Annotated in this window: 21 protein-coding genes; 14 read left to right on the top strand and 7 right to left on the bottom strand. The window is 64.1% G+C overall.

The features are described 5' to 3' along the window. Nucleotides 1-66: 66 nt before the first annotated feature. The gene (locus ABID59_RS01740) at nucleotides 67-1032 is read right to left on the bottom strand and encodes a 2-hydroxyacid dehydrogenase (protein WP_148754020.1); all 966 of its coding nucleotides are present in this window, start codon (nucleotides 1030-1032) and stop codon (nucleotides 67-69) included. A gap of 144 nt (nucleotides 1033-1176) precedes the next feature. Between ABID59_RS01740 and ABID59_RS01735 the strand changes: the two genes are divergently transcribed. The 4 genes from ABID59_RS01735 (at nucleotide 1177) to ABID59_RS01720 (ending at nucleotide 3985) form a co-directional block, all read left to right on the top strand. Next, a complete protein-coding gene (locus tag ABID59_RS01735; protein ID WP_354082243.1) occupies nucleotides 1177-1545 on the top strand; it encodes a YciI family protein in 369 nt (122 codons plus the stop codon). After that, nucleotides 1542-2843 carry an RNA polymerase sigma factor gene (locus ABID59_RS01730; RefSeq protein ID WP_148754019.1) on the top strand — a complete coding sequence of 434 codons (1302 nt, stop codon included), beginning with the start codon at nucleotides 1542-1544 and terminating at the stop codon, nucleotides 2841-2843. Before ABID59_RS01735 ends, ABID59_RS01730 begins: the two co-directional genes overlap by 4 nt. Nucleotides 2844-2944: 101 nt before the next feature. Beyond that, nucleotides 2945-3481 carry an SRPBCC family protein gene (locus ABID59_RS01725; RefSeq protein ID WP_148754018.1) on the top strand — a complete coding sequence of 179 codons (537 nt, stop codon included), beginning with the start codon at nucleotides 2945-2947 and terminating at the stop codon, nucleotides 3479-3481. Between the two features lie 90 nt (nucleotides 3482-3571). Further along, on the top strand, nucleotides 3572-3985 hold the full coding sequence (locus ABID59_RS01720) for a VOC family protein (RefSeq protein ID WP_148754017.1): 414 nt from the start codon (nucleotides 3572-3574) through the stop codon (nucleotides 3983-3985). Nucleotides 3986-4059: 74 nt separating this feature from the next. On the opposite strand, the gene ABID59_RS01715 is transcribed toward ABID59_RS01720, so the two are convergent. The 4 genes from ABID59_RS01715 to ABID59_RS01700 form a co-directional block, all read right to left on the bottom strand. Then, complete coding sequence (locus ABID59_RS01715) at nucleotides 4060-4215, bottom strand: hypothetical protein (RefSeq protein ID WP_347340241.1); 156 nt, start codon at nucleotides 4213-4215, stop codon at nucleotides 4060-4062. Nucleotides 4216-4841: 626 nt separating this feature from the next. Next, nucleotides 4842-5186 carry a hypothetical protein gene (locus tag ABID59_RS01710; RefSeq protein ID WP_148754061.1) on the bottom strand — a complete coding sequence of 115 codons (345 nt, stop codon included), beginning with the start codon at nucleotides 5184-5186 and terminating at the stop codon, nucleotides 4842-4844. Between the two features lie 285 nt (nucleotides 5187-5471). Further along, complete coding sequence (locus ABID59_RS01705; RefSeq protein WP_354082242.1) at nucleotides 5472-5909, bottom strand: hypothetical protein; 438 nt, start codon at nucleotides 5907-5909, stop codon at nucleotides 5472-5474. A gap of 171 nt (nucleotides 5910-6080) precedes the next feature. Continuing rightward, entirely contained in the window at nucleotides 6081-6869 is a 789-nt protein-coding gene (locus ABID59_RS01700; protein ID WP_354032313.1) for an SDR family NAD(P)-dependent oxidoreductase, read from the bottom strand. Between the two features lie 202 nt (nucleotides 6870-7071). Between ABID59_RS01700 and ABID59_RS01695 the strand changes: the two genes are divergently transcribed. From ABID59_RS01695 to ABID59_RS01675, 5 genes are all read left to right on the top strand, one after another. Further along, nucleotides 7072-7476, top strand: a complete 405-nt coding sequence (locus tag ABID59_RS01695) for a YciI family protein (protein WP_354082241.1) — start codon at nucleotides 7072-7074, stop codon at nucleotides 7474-7476. A 59-nt stretch (nucleotides 7477-7535) separates the two neighbouring features. Further along, nucleotides 7536-7901 (top strand): YciI family protein, encoded by a 366-nt coding sequence (locus tag ABID59_RS01690; RefSeq protein ID WP_148754012.1) that lies wholly within the window; start codon nucleotides 7536-7538, stop codon nucleotides 7899-7901. A gap of 128 nt (nucleotides 7902-8029) precedes the next feature. Next, nucleotides 8030-8782 carry a TetR/AcrR family transcriptional regulator gene (locus ABID59_RS01685; protein ID WP_354082240.1) on the top strand — a complete coding sequence of 251 codons (753 nt, stop codon included), beginning with the start codon at nucleotides 8030-8032 and terminating at the stop codon, nucleotides 8780-8782. Nucleotides 8783-8901: 119 nt separating this feature from the next. Beyond that, nucleotides 8902-9396: a DUF2852 domain-containing protein gene (locus ABID59_RS01680; protein ID WP_148754010.1), complete on the top strand. Its 495-nt coding sequence runs from the start codon at nucleotides 8902-8904 to the stop codon at nucleotides 9394-9396. Between the two features lie 190 nt (nucleotides 9397-9586). Next, nucleotides 9587-9766 (top strand): hypothetical protein, encoded by a 180-nt coding sequence (locus tag ABID59_RS01675; RefSeq protein WP_354082239.1) that lies wholly within the window; start codon nucleotides 9587-9589, stop codon nucleotides 9764-9766. A 27-nt stretch (nucleotides 9767-9793) separates the two neighbouring features. On the opposite strand, the gene ABID59_RS01670 is transcribed toward ABID59_RS01675, so the two are convergent. After that, nucleotides 9794-10957, bottom strand: coding sequence for an acyl-CoA desaturase (locus ABID59_RS01670; RefSeq protein WP_354082238.1), 1164 nt, complete (start codon nucleotides 10955-10957; stop codon nucleotides 9794-9796). 471 nt (nucleotides 10958-11428) lie between these two features. Between ABID59_RS01670 and ABID59_RS01665 the strand changes: the two genes are divergently transcribed. Beyond that, the gene (locus ABID59_RS01665) at nucleotides 11429-12139 is read left to right on the top strand and encodes an SDR family NAD(P)-dependent oxidoreductase (RefSeq protein WP_148754008.1); all 711 of its coding nucleotides are present in this window, start codon (nucleotides 11429-11431) and stop codon (nucleotides 12137-12139) included. A gap of 40 nt (nucleotides 12140-12179) precedes the next feature. Here the strand turns inward: ABID59_RS01665 and ABID59_RS01660 are convergent, their stop codons facing one another. Beyond that, entirely contained in the window at nucleotides 12180-12698 is a 519-nt protein-coding gene (locus tag ABID59_RS01660) for a DUF2231 domain-containing protein (protein WP_354032308.1), read from the bottom strand. A 399-nt stretch (nucleotides 12699-13097) separates the two neighbouring features. Here ABID59_RS01660 and tolQ point away from each other — a divergent pair, with 399 nt between their 5' ends. The 4 genes from tolQ to tolB are packed head-to-tail and all read left to right on the top strand — an operon-like array spanning nucleotide 13098 to nucleotide 16665. Next, nucleotides 13098-13814, top strand: a complete 717-nt coding sequence (tolQ, locus tag ABID59_RS01655; protein WP_027532430.1) for a protein TolQ — start codon at nucleotides 13098-13100, stop codon at nucleotides 13812-13814. A 43-nt stretch (nucleotides 13815-13857) separates the two neighbouring features. Continuing rightward, nucleotides 13858-14310 (top strand): protein TolR, encoded by a 453-nt coding sequence (gene tolR, locus ABID59_RS01650; RefSeq protein WP_148754006.1) that lies wholly within the window; start codon nucleotides 13858-13860, stop codon nucleotides 14308-14310. Between the two features lie 4 nt (nucleotides 14311-14314). Then, entirely contained in the window at nucleotides 14315-15274 is a 960-nt protein-coding gene (tolA, locus tag ABID59_RS01645) for a cell envelope integrity protein TolA (protein WP_354082237.1), read from the top strand. A 23-nt stretch (nucleotides 15275-15297) separates the two neighbouring features. Then, a complete protein-coding gene (tolB, locus tag ABID59_RS01640; protein ID WP_187435174.1) occupies nucleotides 15298-16665 on the top strand; it encodes a Tol-Pal system beta propeller repeat protein TolB in 1368 nt (455 codons plus the stop codon). Nucleotides 16666-16730 lie beyond the last annotated feature (65 nt).

Raw genomic sequence — 16730 nt, 5'->3', positions numbered from 1 at the left:
TTCTCGCTAAGAGAGCGTGAACGAGGTGGAGAACGGGGTAGTGTGAGGTAGAGACGCTGAGGAGCCCTAATACCCCCGCCCCAGATCCACGACATTCTCCAGCGCGCCACCCGCCTCGAACCTTGCGATCTGCTCGGCGACATAGGCCGAGATCGCATCCGCGTCGGTGTCGGCGGCGTTGTGCGGGGTCAGCATGACCTTGGGATGGGTCCAGAACCGGCTGTCGTTCGGCTGCGGCTCCTGGACGAAGACATCGAGCGAGGCCGCACCCAACGTGCCGTCGTCGAGGCAGGCCAGGATGTCGGCTTCGTTCTGCAAGCCGCCGCGGCCGGCATTGATGAGCACCGGCGCGCCGAGCGGGCTCGCACGGTTGAGCTTTGTGAAGACGTCACGGTTGAGGATGCCGTTTGTGTCAGGCGTCAGCGGCAATAGCGACACCAAGATGTCGGTCTTGCGCAGGAACGCATCCATTCCGGCCGTGCCGTGGAAGCACTCGACGCCCTCGATCGAGCGCGGGCTGCGGCTCCAGCCGGCGACGCGAAAGCCGAGCTGCCGCAGCACATCGGCCGCGTCTGCGCCGAGCGTGCCGAGGCCCATGACGCCGACCGTGACCGCGCTCGCCGGCCACTGATATTTCGGCTCCCAGCGTTTCGCGCGCTGCGAGTCCCGCAGGTAGAGCTCCTGGCGGTGGTGCATCAGCACGTGCAGCACGACATATTCGGTCATGCGGTTGGTGAGGTCGGGCACGGCGACACGCACCAGCGGCACGTTGGGCAGGCTCTTGTCCGCCATCAGCGCATCGACACCGGCGCCGAGATTGAAGATCGCCCGCAGATTGGGGAAAGAGCCGAGGTCGCCCGGTACCGGCTTCCACACCGCGGCATAGTGTATCTCGGCGGGATCGAGCCCGGCATCCGGCAGCAGCACCACGCGGCGGCCGCCGCAGACCGCGTCGAATCGGGCCTTCCAGCGCTCCGGCAGCCAGTTCTGCTGCGTGCTGTTGATCAGGACGGCCAGTATGCCCAGGGTCATTCGAAGTGCCTCATAAGGTTCCGCTTTTGAAGGCTCTCCTTGGCACGATCTGCCGGATTTTTCTCGCAAATTTTTTCCGCAGCCCTGTCGGGGCGGGGCATAGTGGATCGTCTTTAAAACAAGCGTTCAGGGAAGGTGCTGCCCATGCTTTATGCGATCCTTTGCTATCACGACGAGGACTTCGTTGGCTCCTGGAGCAAGGACCAGGACGAGGCCGTGATGAAGAAGCTCGCCGTGGTGCAGGATAAGCTCACGCAGCAGGGCCGGCTCGGGCCGGTGGCCCGGCTGCTGCCGACCACGGCGGCGGCGACCTTGCGCAAGGAAGACCCGCCGCTGGTGCTCGACGGCCCCTATGCAGAGACCAAGGAGCAGCTGCTCGGCTTCTACATCGTCGACTGCAACAACCTCGACGAGGCGCTCGACGTCGCGCGCGACCTCGGCGCGGCCAATCCCGGCGGCGCCTATGAGGTGCGGCCCGTCGGCGTATTCCGGCCCGGAGGAATTTCGGCGTGAGCGAGGCCGATACCGGCTGGATCGAGACCGCGCTGACCTCGGCGCGTCCGCAGGCGGTGGGTGCGCTGCTGCGCTATTTTCGCGATCTCGATACGGCCGAGGAGGCGTTTCAGAACGCCTGCCTGCGCGCGCTGAAAACCTGGCCGCAGAACGGGCCGCCGCGCGATCCCGCAGCCTGGCTGATCATGGTCGGCCGCAACGTCGCGATCGACGAGGTGCGCCGTACCCGCAAGCAGCAGCCGCTGCCCGAGGACGACCAGGCGATCTCGGATCTCGACGACGCCGAAGGGGCGCTCGCCGAACGGCTCGACGGCTCGCACTACCGCGACGATATCTTGCGGCTGATGTTCATCTGCTGCCATCCGCAATTGCCGGCGACGCAGCAGATCGCGCTCGCGCTGCGCATCGTCTCCGGCCTGACCGTGAAGCAGATCGCGCGCGCCTTCCTGGTCTCGGATGCGGCGATGGAGCAGCGCATCACCCGCGCCAAGGCGAAAGTCGCGGAAGCCGGAACGCCGTTCGAAACGCCCGGCGCGATCGAGCGTTCCGAACGCCTCGCCGGTGTCGCCGCGATGATCTATCTGATCTTCAACGAGGGCTATTCGGCAAGCGGCGACACTGCCGAGATCCGCAAGCCGCTGTGCGAGGAAGCGATCCGGCTGGCGCGGTTGTTGCTGCGCTTGTTCCAGGGCGAGCCCGAGATCATGGGCCTGACTGCCCTGATCCTGTTGCAGCACGCGCGCAGCGCCGCGCGCTTCGCCAAGGACGGCTCGCTCATTCTCCTGGACGACCAGGATCGCTCGCTGTGGAACCGCACCATGATCGCGGAGGGCCTCGCGCTGATCGACAAGGCGATGCGCCATCGCCACAGCGGGCCCTACCAGATCCAGGCCGCGATCGCCGCGCTGCATGCGCGTGCGGCGACGCCGGAGGAGACCGACTGGACCCAGATCGACCTGCTCTACGGTGCGCTCGAAGTGGTGCAGCCCTCGCCGGTGGTGACGCTCAACCGCGCGGTCGCGGTCTCCAAGGTGCGCGGGCCGCAGGCCGCGCTCGACCTGATCGAGCCGCTGGCGCCAAAACTTGCCAACTACTTTCATTTTTACGGCGTGCGCGGCGCTTTCCTGATGCAGCTCGGGCGCAACGACGAAGCCCGCATCGCCTTCGACCGCGCCATCGCGTTGGCCAACACCTCGGCCGAGGCCGCCCACATCCGCATGCACATTGATCGCCTGATCCGGGACAGCCAGCCGAAGGGAGCCAATGGCGGCGCCAGGCAGGGCGCGAAGGCCAAGTGATGGCCAAGCGACGGTCAAAGTGACGGCCCAAAATTTCGTCCCGCCGATTGTCGGTTCCCGCCGTCTCCCTTCGTCTTAATCCCATATCCAGGGAGTCCTTCATGCGCAAAGCCATTGCCATCGTCGCTGTCCTGCTCGCGGTTGGGATCGCGGGCATCCTCGTTTTCGCCCTCACCAAACCCGACACGTTTCGTGTCGAGCGCTCGCTCGCGCTGAAGGCGCCGGCCGAGGCGATCTATCCGCTGGTCTCCAATTTCCACTTCTGGACCAGCTGGTCGCCCTATGAAGGGCGCGACCCCGCCATGAAGCGCGCCTTCGGAGGAACCGCGGCAGGGAAGGGCGCGACCTATGCCTGGGACGGCAACAACAATGTCGGCGCCGGCCATATGGAAATCCTCGAGGCGAGCACGCCGTCGAAACTCCGCATCAAGCTCGATTTCGAACGGCCTTTCGAGGGCCACAACACCGCCGAGTTCACCTTTATGCCGCAAGGCGATGCCACACTGGTCACGTGGGCGATGTACGGTCCGGCGCCCTTCATGTCCAAGGTGATGCAGGTCTTCATCAACATGGACACCATGATCGGCAAGGACTTCGAGGCCGGCCTCGCCAGCCTGAAGAAGCTCACCGAGAAGTAGCACCAGCCACCGCCCCAAGGGACTGCCAAGGAACTGCCAAGGAAGCGAAGACAAGCAAGCGAAGACAAGCAAGCGAAGAGGAGAGAAACGATGCTCAATCCCTATCTGTTCTATCAGGACAATTGCGAAGCGGCATTCAACTTCTACGCCAAGATCTTGGGCGGCAAGATCGACGCCATGATGCGGGCGTCGGACGCGCCGTCGGACATGCCCGCCGCGCCCGGCCGCGAGAAGACAATTATGCATGCGCGGCTGTCGCTGCCCGACGGTAGCGTGTTGATGGCCTCAGACTCGCCGCCCGAGCATGTTCAAAAGCCGCAGGGCTTTTCGATCTCGGTCACGGTCGCGGACCCCGCGGAGGGTGAGCGCAAGTTCAACGCGCTTGCCGACGGCGGCACCGTCACCATGCCCTTCAGCAAGACGTTCTGGGCCAAGGGCTTTGGCATGTGCGTCGACAAGTTCGGCATTCCCTGGATGGTGAACTGCCCCGCCGAAGGAATGTGAGCGCAACGCCCGGCTGATTCCCTAGGCTGCCGCTTCCTCTCTCGATTGTCTTGAGAGAGGGAGCGCGCGCCTCGTCAGCGGATCGATCCGGTCACGTCCTCTCCCGGCGGCTGCGTCACGCAGCTGCGGCAGATCACGAGCTTCGAGCCGAGTTGCCTGTCGTTCTCGGCCTCGATCTCGTCTTGCACGGCCCACCATGCGTCGGAATAGGGACGCAGCCTGGCCAGCACCCGTTGCCGCTCAACATTGGGATCGCTCTCAGGTGCTGAGTGATTCGCAAGGCGGCGTTTTGTGACAGCAGAACGATTGGGATCCTGACCGAGTCCGTCCCACGCGATCGGACGACGCTCCGCCGCCGGCGCGCTTGCGCATCCCGCGAGCGCTGCGCAAAAACTGAGCAAGACGAGAATATGTCGAGCCATGCCGAACCTGCCGTGCGCTACGCCACGCAAATCCGCGTGGAAAACTTTGCATCGCGACGCTTACCCGGGACTTAAGGGAAAACGACGACACCGGCATGGCCGAAAGGAGATTCGTGCGCTCGATTCACTTTGCGAGAACAGCGCGAGCGGGTTTGTGACATGAAGCGAATTGCATCGCACAACAACTGGCGCAAGATTAGGCTGTGAACTTCGCGCCCGAATCGCTAACTTTGTTCACAATACCTACAAATTAGGGTGGGGCGTGACTTGGAAGGGAGCGACCGATGGCGGCGGCGCTACAAATCAATTTTGCTCTGTGGGGAATGCTGATCTGCGCCAGCGTGAAGCTCGCGCCGGTGGTGCAGGTCGTTTTTCAGTAGACGGCCACGGCTCCCTGTGCACTGCGTATGGTTGTCGGCGCATGACGCCATGCATCAGCTGATGAACAGCGCGATCAGCATGAAGCTCATGCCCACCGCGACCATCATGGGAACAATAAAGTCGCGCTGACGTGACGGTCGTCGCGGCAACGGCCTTCGTCGTCGCGGCGTCTCACTCACGTGCGCAGCCGGCTCCGACGGCGCGAGCGAGACCTTGGCGTCCGAGCCGGTGTACTTGACGTACAACTCGAGCAGCCGCAGTTCCGACGTCAGGTCGATCAGGCCCTCGCGGTCGCGCCGCGACAGCTCCTCGAATTCGAGGGTTTCTTCGGAACTCAGCGGGCCGAGGACGATCCGTCCCTGATCCGACAGGCGATAGCGAAAATCGATGGACTCCATATGGATGCTATTTGAAAATGACCGATCTCGAAAAAGTGGAACCACCATATTCCGCCGCCACTGCTGGGATATGACGGTCCCGCAGCCATCGCGAGCCGGGTGGGTCTCGGTCTGGCCTGCATCATCATAGGCGCTGGGAAAAAGCTGGAAACCGCGTAAATTGTGCACGCGTTGCGAAGCACCTAAGCGGATTTCGCTCCGGCAGGGCCGAAATCGCCGGGAACTGCCTAATCGTCGGACAGCGGAGGATTCATTGCGGTCACACCGCCGCCTGCAACCGAATTGTCATCGGCAGCGCGGATAGATCGCGGCGAGGTCGCGCCCCTTCAGTAACAGCAACCGCGAGGTGAGGCCGCCGCGACGGCTGATCCAGTCGCGAACGGGGCCCGGATATGCCGCAAGCACGGCTTCGGATGCTTCCGGCTCAGCATAGAAGAGGCCGCGCCGGTCGACCGAACGCGCGGCATGGAAACCGAGCACGGCACGCTTGGTGACGCAGATGCGTTCGCGCGGCACGATGCTGAGCACCAGCGTGCAGGCCGACAGGCAGGGACCGTCGATCACCACGCGGTCGCCGCTCTCGCGCACCTTCTCGAACAGATCGAGGAACGGCCCGACCTCTCCGCCGGGACTCTGGATGATGCGGATCTCGGCCCTGGCCGGGACAGAAGCGAGCAGGGCGGTTGCGAGGATCCAGGCTTTGACGAATGCAATGCGTCGCATGAAGTCTCCACCAACTCGGTTCCGCAGTCCGGTAGGGTGGGTTAGCACTGCGGCTGCGCGAAGCGCAGTCCGCTGGCGTAACCCACCACTTTTGTCGCCGCGTGAGAAGAGGTGGGTTACGCCCTGCAGATGCGCATCGCGCATCTGCAGGGCTAACTCACCCTGCAAGATTTACCCGTTCCGCCGCTCGCCGCGCAGCGTCGGCAGGCCGATGCCGGCTGCATCGAAGCCCCCATCGACGGCCAAAATTTGGCCGGTGATGTAGCTCGCACGCTCCGAGCACAGGAAGAAGATCGCTTCCGCGAGCTCCTCCTCCAGGCCGTAGCGGTTGAGCGGGATGGCGTCGTGATAGTCGGCGCGGATTTCCCTGGTGTGCACCTGCTTCGCCATCGCGGTGTCGACCGGCCCTGGTGCGACCGCATTGACGCGGATGTTGAGCGAGGCGAGCTCGACCGCGAGCTGCTTGGTGAGGTGCGCAAGCCCGGCCTTGCTGGTGCCGTAGGCCGAGCGCAGCGTCGAGGCGCGCACGGCTGAGATCGAGGTGATGTTGACGATAGCGCCGCCGCCTTGCTCGCGCATCAGCGGGGCGGCCGCCTTGGTGCAGAGGAACGGGCCGGTGAGGTTGACCGCCATGATCCTGTTCCAGTCGGCATCGCTGGTCTCCAGCACCGGCGCAAACATGGCCACGCCGGCATTGTTGACGACCGCATCGAGCCGGCCGAAGCGGCTCATGATAGCGGCCATTGCAGCTCCCACGGCGGCGGCGTCCGACACGTCGCAGGTGATCGCCAGCGTATTGTCGGGATTGTTCAACGCCGCTGTCGCGCCAGCCTGCAGCTCTCCCTCGATATCGAGCAGCACCACGCGCCAGCCTTCGGCGAGAAAGCGCTTCACCGTCGCCAGCCCAATCCCGCGCGCGGCGCCGGTGATGAGGGCAACTTTGGCGGGGGAGGAGGTCATGACGTGGTCCTTTGCTCGGATCCGCGGCATGACAGTTTAGCCGGTCCCGCGCAAGGGATCACGATGAGCGATCAGAATATGGGGCTAGCGCCGCAATGACCTCCGAATAATTTTCACGGCCCTGTCTGCTTGGTCAAAGCTCGTTCGTCTTACCAGGGAGCGCGGGCCATGCGGCCCGCTTATGTCCTCAGTGAGGAACCGCATGCGATTCATGATGCTGATGATCCCGCTCGGCTACGAGATCGCGCCGGCGGATGTGCAACTCGATCCCGAACGCGTCGCCGCGATGATGCGCTACAACGAGGCGCTGAAGGATGCCGGCGTGCTGATCACGCTGGACGGCCTGCATCCGCCGTCGACGGGCGCCCGCGTCTCGTTTGCGACCGGCGTGCCTATCGTGACCGACGGCCCCTTCACGGAGGCCAAGGAAGTGCTGGGCGGCTACTGGATGATCGAGGTCGGCTCGCGCGAGGAGGCGATCGCCTGGGCGAAGAAGTGCCCGGCCTCGGCCAATGAGATCATCGAGATCCGCCAGGTGCAGGAAATGTCCGACTTTCCGCCGGAGGTGCAGGCGGCCGCCGCCGGTTTCGACGATCTGAAGACCTAACCACGGCGGTCGCGCCGGAAGCGCGGCTGTCGTCCATTCATCAACATGGGAGAGAACCGATGAGCGCCGAACACAAATTTCTCGCCGTCTACCTCGGCAGCATGAGCGGGTCGAAAATGGCGGCCTGGAACGCGCTTCCCGAGGCCGAACGGAAGGCCAGGGAGCGCGAGGGCATGGCCGCGTGGCATGGCTGGGTCGAGAAGCACAAGGACGTCATCGTCGAGATCGGCGGTCCGCTCGGCAAGACCCGCAAGATCGATGCGAGCGGCATCACCGAGGTCAGCAATGCGCTGACCGGTTTCACGGTGGTGCGGGCTGCCTCGCAGGAGGCCGCTGCAAAACTGTTCGAGAACCATCCGCACTTCGCGATCTTTCCCGGCGAGGCCGTCGAGGTCATGCCCGTGCTGGCCCTCCCGCAGATGTAGGTCCGAGAACGTCGTGTCCGGGCGCGATGCTGCCGCATCGGCCCGGGCCTGACCGTGGAAGTACGGGTTGATCAAGCCCCCATCGCCGCTAGTGACCTTGACCGCCGGCTCATGTAAAGGTCGTTCACATGAGCTGGCGCAAGGAGCAAGGCCGCGCCGAGCGCGGCTATCACCACGGCAATCTGAAGGAAGCCCTGTTGCAGGCCGCTCTCGGGCTGATCGCCGAGAAGGGCGCGGCCGGCTTCACCTTCGCCGATGCCGCGCGCATGGCCGGCGTCAGTGCTGCCGCGCCTTACCGGCATTTTCGCGACCGCGACGAGCTGCTGTCCTCGATCGCCCAGCGCGGTTTTGAGCAGTTCGAATCGCGTCTCACGGCAGCCTGGGACGACGGGCGCCCCGACACCGTCACTGCGTTCGAGCGGGTCGGCCGGGCCTATCTCGCCTTCGCCCGCGAGGAGCCGGCTTTCTACAACGCGATGTTCGAATCCGGCCTGCCGGTCGATGCCAATGCAGCGCTGCAGGCCGCAAGCGAGCGCGCTTTTAACGTTATTCGCGCTGCCGCGGAGCGGCTGGCGGCGCTCGCCCCGCCCGGCACGCCGCGTCCGCCGGCGATGATGATGGCGCTGCACATCTGGTCGATGGCGCATGGCGTGGCCTCGCTGTTCTCGCGTGGCGATGCCGCGCGCCGAAAACTGCCGATGTCCCCGGATGAGCTGCTCGAAGCCGAGCTGCTGATCTATCTGCGCGGCCTCGGCTTCCCGACCGACCGCCGGCCGCAGGCGAAAAGCGCAGAGCCGCCGCCGGTCCCGCCGGAGGCATCCTCCGGTTCTGGCGTGCCGCCCGGCGGTGCTCCAGCTGGTCCTTGGGGCAGACCGAAATAAAGTTGCGCAAATAATTCCGCGGACCTGTCGGGCCGCCGGCTTGACAAAATCGCGGGATGGTCTAGCTATGTAAATGTTATTTACATTCACAACGGCAGATGCCGTGATGGAGAAGGGAAATGGCCTACACCGCTGATGTCAATCGCTGGCGCGGCCCCTCGGACCAACAGCAACAGTATGAGCGGCCCCACATGCTCGATACGCCATGGCATCCCGGCTGGATTGCCGTGACCATCCTCGGCTTCATCATCTGGTGGCCGATCGGACTCGCCCTTCTCTTTTTCACACTCGGGAGCAGAAGAATGTCGTGCTGGAGCAACCAGGATCGCTGGCAGAACAAGATGGAGCGGATGCAGTACAAGATGGACCGCATGCGCGGCCGCATGGAGCGCCGTGGTTTCGGCTTCGGCTTCGGCCCGCCGTCCTCCGGCAACCGCGCCTTCGACGAATACCGCACCGAGACGCTGCAGCGGCTCGAGGAGGAGCAGGTCGAATTCAAGAACTTCCTCGATCGTCTGCGCCACGCCAAGGACAAGGAAGAGTTCGACCAGTTCATGGCCCAGCACAAGACGCGTCCGACCCCGCCGCCGCCGACCGACCAGCCGCAAGGCTAAGCCCGGGGCCGACACCTCTCAAAGCCTTCAGGCGCATGCCCCCAAAGTCCTGATGGCCCGAGCCGCCCGCCTGCGCATCCCGCAGGCGGGCGGTTTGGTTTTAACGGCCGGCTAGCTAGAACCTGGATCCCTTCATCCGGCACTAAGACTTGCGCGCGCCGTCTCATTGAGGCGCGCTGCTGATGTCTGGATGGCGCTTATGGACCTCACCACCCGCCTATTGCTCGGCGTGACCGCCTTCGCGGTGCTCGGCTATATCAGCTTCGTTTATGGCAGCTGTGCCGTCGATCCCGACTGTCATCTCCGCACCTGCGGCCGCCAGGTCTGCGGTGTCGTCCACAGCCACGCTCAGGACCGCGCGGCGCCATAGAACCCCTTCCCACGCGGCCCGCGAGCTTCAGCGCACTGTCACGAGCTGCGCGCGGACCGACGTCAGGAAGTGCTCGTAGGCGTGGTCGACGATCTCGTTGAGTGATCGGGTCCGCGCGAACATCGCCTTGGCTTCAGCGAGAAACTCGTCGCGGGTCGGAATCCTCGGCAGATGCAGGTGTGTCAGCGCATCGACGCCGTCATGCGCACGATCGAGGATGTCCTGCAGCGTCGGCAGTTGCAACGCGGCCAGTTCGGCCCGCTGTAGCGCGGACGAGATCGCGTGCGCGAGAGCGTGCGCATCGAACCGCCCGGCAAGCTCGCGGGCCGCACGATTGATGACACGTGCGCCAAGCGGCTGCTCGTTGCGCAGCACCAGCTCGGGTGGCGTCTTCATGTTCCAGACGATTCCGAGCCAGGACAGCACCTTCAGGACGTAATAGGTCACGTCAATTTCCCACCAGCGAAAGCCTTGTCGCACGCTGCTCTGGTAGGCGTGGTGATTGTTGTGCCAGCCCTCGCCCAAGGTAAGCAGCGCCAGCAGCCAGTTGTTGCGGGAATCGTCGCCCGTCACGTAGCGCTTGCGTCCATGCACATGCGCGAGGGAATTGATGCAGAAGGTCGCGTGATAGACCAGCACCGTGCTCCACACGAAACCGACGACCAGACCCGACCAGCCCGCAACCAGGAAGCAGAGCACCGCAAGCGCAACGGCCGGCAGAAGCTCAAGCCGGTGCAGCCACATCAGCTCCGGATAGACCGCGAGATCGCCGACTTTCACCAGGTCGGTCGTGTCGTGCCGCCGGTCAAAGATCCAGCCGAGATGGCTGTACAGGAACCCGCGCTGACGCGGCGAATGCACATCGTGTTCAGTATCGGAATGCAGATGATGGTGCCGATGCTTGGCCGCCCACCACAACACGCTCTTCTGCGCGGTACTTTGCGCAAGACAGGCCAGGATGAACTGAAACACCCGGCCGGTCGCAAAGGCCTTGTGCGAGAAATAGCGGTGGTAACCTGCGCCAATTCCAAACATCCGCACGACATACAGCGAGCCGCAGATCGTGAGAGCCTGCCAGGTGACGCCCGACCAGATGGCCGCAATGCAGCCGAGATGGACCAGCAGGAACGGCACGGCGGAGGGGTACATGATGTCGTCGTGTTGGTCGTCGGCGGGCGCGTTGGGCGACATGTCTAGGCGTGACCTTGGGTGAGGGGTCTCGTGTCGGCAGCGAGGGCCGCCGGGTACGAAAAACCCGCGGATGGCTGACCACCGCGGGGTCTCGAAAAGAGATGCTTTTGCGTCAACATCCCCCGGCCAAAGCTGCGTCGGCCGACAATTCAACGATTATATGGTCCCGGATGCCTGGCTTGCAAGCACGTAGCCTCACGGGGACCTGCGGCATGGTGCTCGGATAGCGACAGTTCCGCTGACGTGGCGTGGCGCGCGGCTTGCCCACCGCCTATATTCGATCTGTACGTAAAGTACCGGAGGCGGCGATGATGGCGGCTGCGACGGCGACCAACAACAGTCTCTGGCAGACGATACGCGACCAGGCGCAGCGTGCGACGAACTGTCCCGACCCTGCTTCTGCGGCGTGAGCCATTCACCCCAGCCTGAGCCAATCACCTCCTCATCAGCGTTCAATCGTCGGAGCGTGCAATGAAGACAGCAATCGTGATCGGCGTCGGACCGGACCGCGGCCTTGGCGCCCAGCTCTGCAAGCGTTTTGCTGCCGAGGGGCTCAGGGTGATCGTCGCGGGCCGGACGCCGTCGGCGTTGCAGGCGGTCGTGGACGACATCGCAAAGGCCGGCGGTGTGGCCACGCCTGTCGTCGCGGACGCGACCAAAGAGAGCGACATCACCGCCTTGTTCGATGCCGCCGGCGAAGACCTCGACCTCGCGATCTACAACGCCGGCAACAACACGCCGGGAAAGATCATCGAGATGGACGCCGATTATTTCGAGAATGCCTGGCGCGTGGTCTGTTTCGGCGGCTTCCTGTTCGGCCGCGAGGCGGTGCGCCGCATGGTGCCGAAGAAGACCGGCACATTGCTCTTCACCGGCGCCAGCGCCTCGCTGCGCGGACGCTCCGGCTACGGCGCGTTCAACTCGGCCAAGGCAGGCGTGCGCACGCTGGCGCAGGCCATGGCCAAGGAATATGCGCCCGACGGCATCCATGTCGGCCATGTCGTGGTCGACGGCGCGATCGCCGGCGACAAGATCTTCTCGCGCTTTCCCGACGCCGCAGGCCGCGAGGACAGCCTGATCAGCATCGCGGGCATCGTCGATGCCTTCGAATTCCTCTACCGCCAGCCCGAGCGGGCCTGGTCGTTCGAGCTCGACGTCCGGACCTCGAAGGAGAAGTGGTGAGGGACCGGGTTTGCGGTTCTGCCGTTGACGTCCCGCTCGCTCAAGCCGCGCGCCGATGGCTCTCGCCGCCATGGTGCGGCGTGACCGGCTCCGAACTGGTCTGGCCCGGGGCGTCCACGACGGCAACGTGATGCCGGTAGACCATCTCCCAGCCCTTCCATCCCGTGAACAGGAGGATACCGACGACGATCAGCGAGAGCACCACGCCCCACGGCTTGATCGCGGCCTCGGCGCCTTGCGCGTAGCGGAGATAGAAATTGATCAGGGCCAGCACGACCGCGGTGAGATTGCCGGCCATGTGGTACCAGGCATCGTTGAGGTTGCGAATGCGGGAATCGCTCAAGAAGTCGGTAAAGCCGGCGACGGCGGCAGCCAGCGCCATGACGATACCGGCGCCGATCAGCCACATTGCGGCCCTGGCCCAGAAGCCGTCGCCGGTTCCAATGAAGGCCAGGTCCGCGATGGGCGCGGCGACCAGGAAGGCCACAGGAAACGGGATGAGCATGGGGTGGAGCGGGTGCTCGCCGATGGCGGCGGTCGTCTTGGGGTTGATGGTCATGGCAAAACCTCGCCAAAAATGAACGTCCGGATAATCCACCGGGGCGAGAGCTGGTTCCTCCAAGCCGTGGTGTGAGCAACCGCCGCGCCCGCAGCTTGCCAAACCGCTGCATTGCCTACCTTTCTCGCAGCCAAATGCGGTCCCGGTAACTCCGCATTAACCATCGTCGGGGTCAGGTAAAAGCCGGTAAGTCGCGCCCAAAGGCTTAGTCGAGGCCCTTAGTTTTGACATCTTGGCGGGGAATGCAGGCGACGGCTTTGGACAAGCCCCTGCACCCCAGAAAGACAAGGCTTTGAACGGGCTTGCCGGCCGCGCCGGTGCTAGCGCGGCTGTTGGGGAACCGGCCGCCATTCGGCTCACCGGGGCATAGGTAACGATCGCCTTGAGAGGATACTGCTGATGAATCCGGCCGACGTGGCTCAGTCCGCCCTTCCGGTTGCCGCCTCCGCCGACGTGTCGCTGATCGCGCTGTTCTGGCAGGCTCACTGGATCGTGAAATGCGTCATGCTGGGCCTGCTGTCCTGCTCGGTCTGGGTCTGGGCCATCGCGATCGACAAGATCTTTCTTTACGCGCGCACCCGGCGTTCGATGGACCGGTTCGAGCAGGCGTTCTGGTCCGGCGAGTCGATCGAGGAGCTTTATCGCACGCTCTCGGCCAAGCCGACCCATTCCATGGCGGCCTGTTTCGTCGCCGCGATGCGCGAATGGAAGCGCTCTTTCGAAAGCCACGCCCGCTCGGTCGCGGGCCTGCAGATGCGCATCGACAAGGTCATGAACGTCTCGATCGCCCGTGAGGTGGAACGGCTGGAACGCCGGCTCCTCGTGCTCGCGACCGTCGGCTCCGCCGGCCCCTTCGTCGGCCTGTTCGGCACGGTCTGGGGCATCATGTCGAGCTTCCAGTCGATCGCGGCGTCGAAAAATACCTCTCTGGCGGTGGTGGCGCCCGGCATCGCGGAGGCGCTGTTTGCGACCGCGGTCGGCCTTATCGCCGCCATTCCTGCCACTATTTTCTACAATAAGTTCACCTCCGAGGTGAACCGGCAGGCCCAGCGGCTCGAGGGCTTCGCTGATGAATTTTCGGCCATTCTGTCGCGTCAGATCGACGAGCGGGGCTGACGGACGGTATGTATAGTGTGAAGGCGAGATTGGGCACCAAGCCATGGGCATGAACGTAGCCAGTTCGTCCGGAGGCGGCGGACGCCGCGGCCGGCGCAAGCCGGTCATGGCCGAGATCAACGTCACGCCGATGGTCGACGTGATGCTGGTGCTGCTCATCATCTTCATGGTGTCGGCGCCGCTCTTGACCGTGGGCGTGCCGCTCGACCTGCCGCAGACCCAGGCCAAGAGCCTCGACCAGAACGACCAGAAGCCGCTGCAGATGTCGGTCGACATCAAGGGCAAGGTGTTCATCAACGACGCCGAGGTGGCGCTGACCGATCTGATCCCGAAGCTGAAGGCGATCACGGACGCGCGCGGCGGGCTCGAGGAACGCATCTACCTGCGTGCCGACAAGAAGGCGGATTACGGCACGGTGGCGAGGGTGATGGGCTTGTTGTCGGGCGCGGGCTTCAAGAAGCTGGCGCTCGTCACCGAGGCGGATCAGGGGTCCTAAGCCGGTGAAGGGGAACGTCGACAAGACACTCGTTGCGTCGATTGCCCTCCACGTCCTCGTGTTTGGATGGGGGTTAATCACCTTTAGCAGCAGCGCTTTCGCACCGGCGGAAGAGTCGCTTCCGATCGACATCATCTCTAGCGATCAGCTGGCGCAAATCACCAACGGGCAGAAGACCGGCAAGAAGGAAGAGCCGAAGCCCAAGGTCGAGAAGATCGCCGAGGCCAAGCCCGAGGAAGACGCCGTCGGCAAGGTCACCGAGAAGAAAGAGCTGATCAAGACCAATTCGACGCCGGAGCCGCCGCCAAAACCCGTCGAGAAGCCGGTCGAGAAGAAGCCCGAGCCGCCGAAACCCGTTGCCGAGGCCAAACCAAAGGAAGAGCCGAAGCCGGAAGAAAAGAAGCCTGATCCGGCCAAGGAAGATCCGATCGCCGAGCTCCAGAAGAAACTGGAGACAAAAAAGCCGCCGCCCAAGCCGCCGCAGCCCAAGGTCGCGGCCGTGCAGCCGCAGCAGCAGCCAAAGCCCAAGGAACGCACGTTCGATCCTGCACAGATTGCTCGCGACCTCGACAAGCGCGATTCGACGCGGCACGAGCTCACGGGGACAGCGCTCAACGCGTCGGCTTCCCTTGGGTCGACAACCGGAACCGCCAACAACAACGTCGCGACCTGGCGGGGCGCGTTCATGACGGCGGTCAGACGTTGCTTCAACTCCACGTACAACGGGCAGGACGCAGATCAGTATGCGGCTGACATCGACATTCCCATGAAGATCGACGGAACGCTGGCGTCAGAGCCGATCATCGTTGCGGTGAGGGGACCGTCGCGGTCGATTGCCCAGGCCATTGCCGAAAGCGCGAAGCGTGCCATCGTGCAGTGTCAGGTCTATTCGTTCTTGCCGAAGCAGCAGTACGAAACCTGGAAGAAGATCGAGACGACTTTCACCCTCAACGATACGCTGTGATATCCGAACAAAAGAATTTTCCGATGAATGACGTCCGACCGATCAACCGCCGCCGCTTCATGACCCTGACCGGATCGGGGCTTGCGATGCTCGGGGGCGGACGTGCCTTCGCCCAAGCTCCGCAGGGGCGGCTCCGCATCGATCCCACGGAGTTTCGTCCGATCCCGATCGCGATCACCGGTTTCGTGGCGGGCTCGCCAGCCGACGGCGATGTCAGCAACGGCGTCACGCAGGTCATCACCAACAATCTGAAGCGCTCGGGCCTGTTCGCTCCGATCGACCAGGCCGCCTTCATCGAGCGCATCAGCAACATCGACGTCGCGCCGCAATTCCAGAACTGGAAGACCCTCAACGCGCAGGCTCTCGTCACCGGCCGCATGACGCGGCAGCCGGACGGCCGGCTCAAGGCCGAATTCCGCCTGTGGGACGTGGTCACCGGCCAGCAGCTCGCCGGCCAGCAATATTTCACCTCGCCGGAATATTGGCGCCGGATCGCCCACATCATCTCCGACCAGATCTACGAGCAGATGACCGGCGAGAAAGGCTATTTCGACAGCCGCGTCGTGTTCGTCGACGAGTCCGGGCCGAAGGAGCGCCGCGTCAAGCGGCTCGCGATGATGGACCAGGACGGCGCCAATGTGCGCTATCTGACACGTGGCGCCGACCTCGTGCTGACGCCGCGCTTCTCGCCGAACTCGCAAGAGATCACCTATATGGAGTTCGGCCAGGGCGATCCGAAGGTCTATCTGTTCAACATCGAGACCGGCCAGCGCGAGATCGTCGGCAATTTCCCGGGCATGACCTTTGCCCCAAGATTCTCGCCGGACGGCCAGCGCGTCATTATGAGCCTGCAACAGGGCGGCAATTCCAACCTGTTCGTGATGGATTTGCGCTCGCGCTCGACCACGCGCCTCACCGACACGCCGGCGATCGACACGTCTCCGTCCTACTCGCCGGACGGCACCCGCATCTGCTTCGAGTCCGATCGCGGCGGCAGGTCGCAGATTTATGTGATGGCGGCGGGCGGCGGACAGGCGCAGCGCATCTCCTTCTCCAAGGACGACAACAACGCCACCTACTCGACGCCGGTATGGTCGCCGCGCGGCGATTACATCGCCTTCACCAGGCAGGGCGGCGGGCAGTTCTCGATCGGCGTCATGAAGCCGGACGGCTCCGGCGAGCGGCTCCTCACCTCCGGCTATCACAATGAGGGCCCGACCTTCTCGCCGAACGGCCGCGTGCTGATGTTCTTCCGCGATCCCGGCGGCAATGGCGGACCGTCGCTGTTCTCCGTCGACATCTCCGGCCGCAACGAGTTGAAGGTGCCGACGCCGGGCTTCGCCTCCGATCCGGCCTGGTCGCCGCTGCTGTCCGCGACCGCAGGTCAATAGACCGCGCGCGTCCCGCAACGCGCGATGTTTTTCGAAAAGAAGCGCCGATTTTTCGGGTTTCTGCG

This window comes from Bradyrhizobium sp. S3.3.6 (assembly GCF_040546905.1).
Lineage (GTDB): Bacteria > Pseudomonadota > Alphaproteobacteria > Rhizobiales > Xanthobacteraceae > Bradyrhizobium > Bradyrhizobium cytisi.
Note: the sequence above shows the minus strand (reverse complement) of the source record. Positions and strands in the feature narration are given on the sequence as shown.

Coding starts and splice junctions, on each gene's coding strand:
- ABID59_RS01680 (WP_148754010.1), top strand. CDS start 8,902: ATGGCCTACACCGCTGATGTCAATCGCTGGCGCGGCCCCTCGGACCAA.
- tolR (WP_148754006.1), top strand. CDS start 13,858: ATGGGCATGAACGTAGCCAGTTCGTCCGGAGGCGGCGGACGCCGCGGC.
- ABID59_RS01735 (WP_354082243.1), top strand. CDS start 1,177: ATGCTTTATGCGATCCTTTGCTATCACGACGAGGACTTCGTTGGCTCC.
- ABID59_RS01710 (WP_148754061.1), bottom strand. CDS start 5,186: ATGGAGTCCATCGATTTTCGCTATCGCCTGTCGGATCAGGGACGGATC.
- ABID59_RS01695 (WP_354082241.1), top strand. CDS start 7,072: ATGCGATTCATGATGCTGATGATCCCGCTCGGCTACGAGATCGCGCCG.
- ABID59_RS01705 (WP_354082242.1), bottom strand. CDS start 5,909: ATGCGACGCATTGCATTCGTCAAAGCCTGGATCCTCGCAACCGCCCTG.
- ABID59_RS01665 (WP_148754008.1), top strand. CDS start 11,429: ATGAAGACAGCAATCGTGATCGGCGTCGGACCGGACCGCGGCCTTGGC.
- tolQ (WP_027532430.1), top strand. CDS start 13,098: ATGAATCCGGCCGACGTGGCTCAGTCCGCCCTTCCGGTTGCCGCCTCC.
- tolB (WP_187435174.1), top strand. CDS start 15,298: ATGAATGACGTCCGACCGATCAACCGCCGCCGCTTCATGACCCTGACC.
- ABID59_RS01720 (WP_148754017.1), top strand. CDS start 3,572: ATGCTCAATCCCTATCTGTTCTATCAGGACAATTGCGAAGCGGCATTC.
- ABID59_RS01725 (WP_148754018.1), top strand. CDS start 2,945: ATGCGCAAAGCCATTGCCATCGTCGCTGTCCTGCTCGCGGTTGGGATC.
- ABID59_RS01740 (WP_148754020.1), bottom strand. CDS start 1,032: ATGACCCTGGGCATACTGGCCGTCCTGATCAACAGCACGCAGCAGAAC.
- ABID59_RS01660 (WP_354032308.1), bottom strand. CDS start 12,698: ATGACCATCAACCCCAAGACGACCGCCGCCATCGGCGAGCACCCGCTC.
- ABID59_RS01685 (WP_354082240.1), top strand. CDS start 8,030: ATGAGCTGGCGCAAGGAGCAAGGCCGCGCCGAGCGCGGCTATCACCAC.
- ABID59_RS01700 (WP_354032313.1), bottom strand. CDS start 6,869: ATGACCTCCTCCCCCGCCAAAGTTGCCCTCATCACCGGCGCCGCGCGC.
- ABID59_RS01675 (WP_354082239.1), top strand. CDS start 9,587: ATGGCGCTTATGGACCTCACCACCCGCCTATTGCTCGGCGTGACCGCC.
- ABID59_RS01670 (WP_354082238.1), bottom strand. CDS start 10,957: ATGTCGCCCAACGCGCCCGCCGACGACCAACACGACGACATCATGTAC.
- ABID59_RS01690 (WP_148754012.1), top strand. CDS start 7,536: ATGAGCGCCGAACACAAATTTCTCGCCGTCTACCTCGGCAGCATGAGC.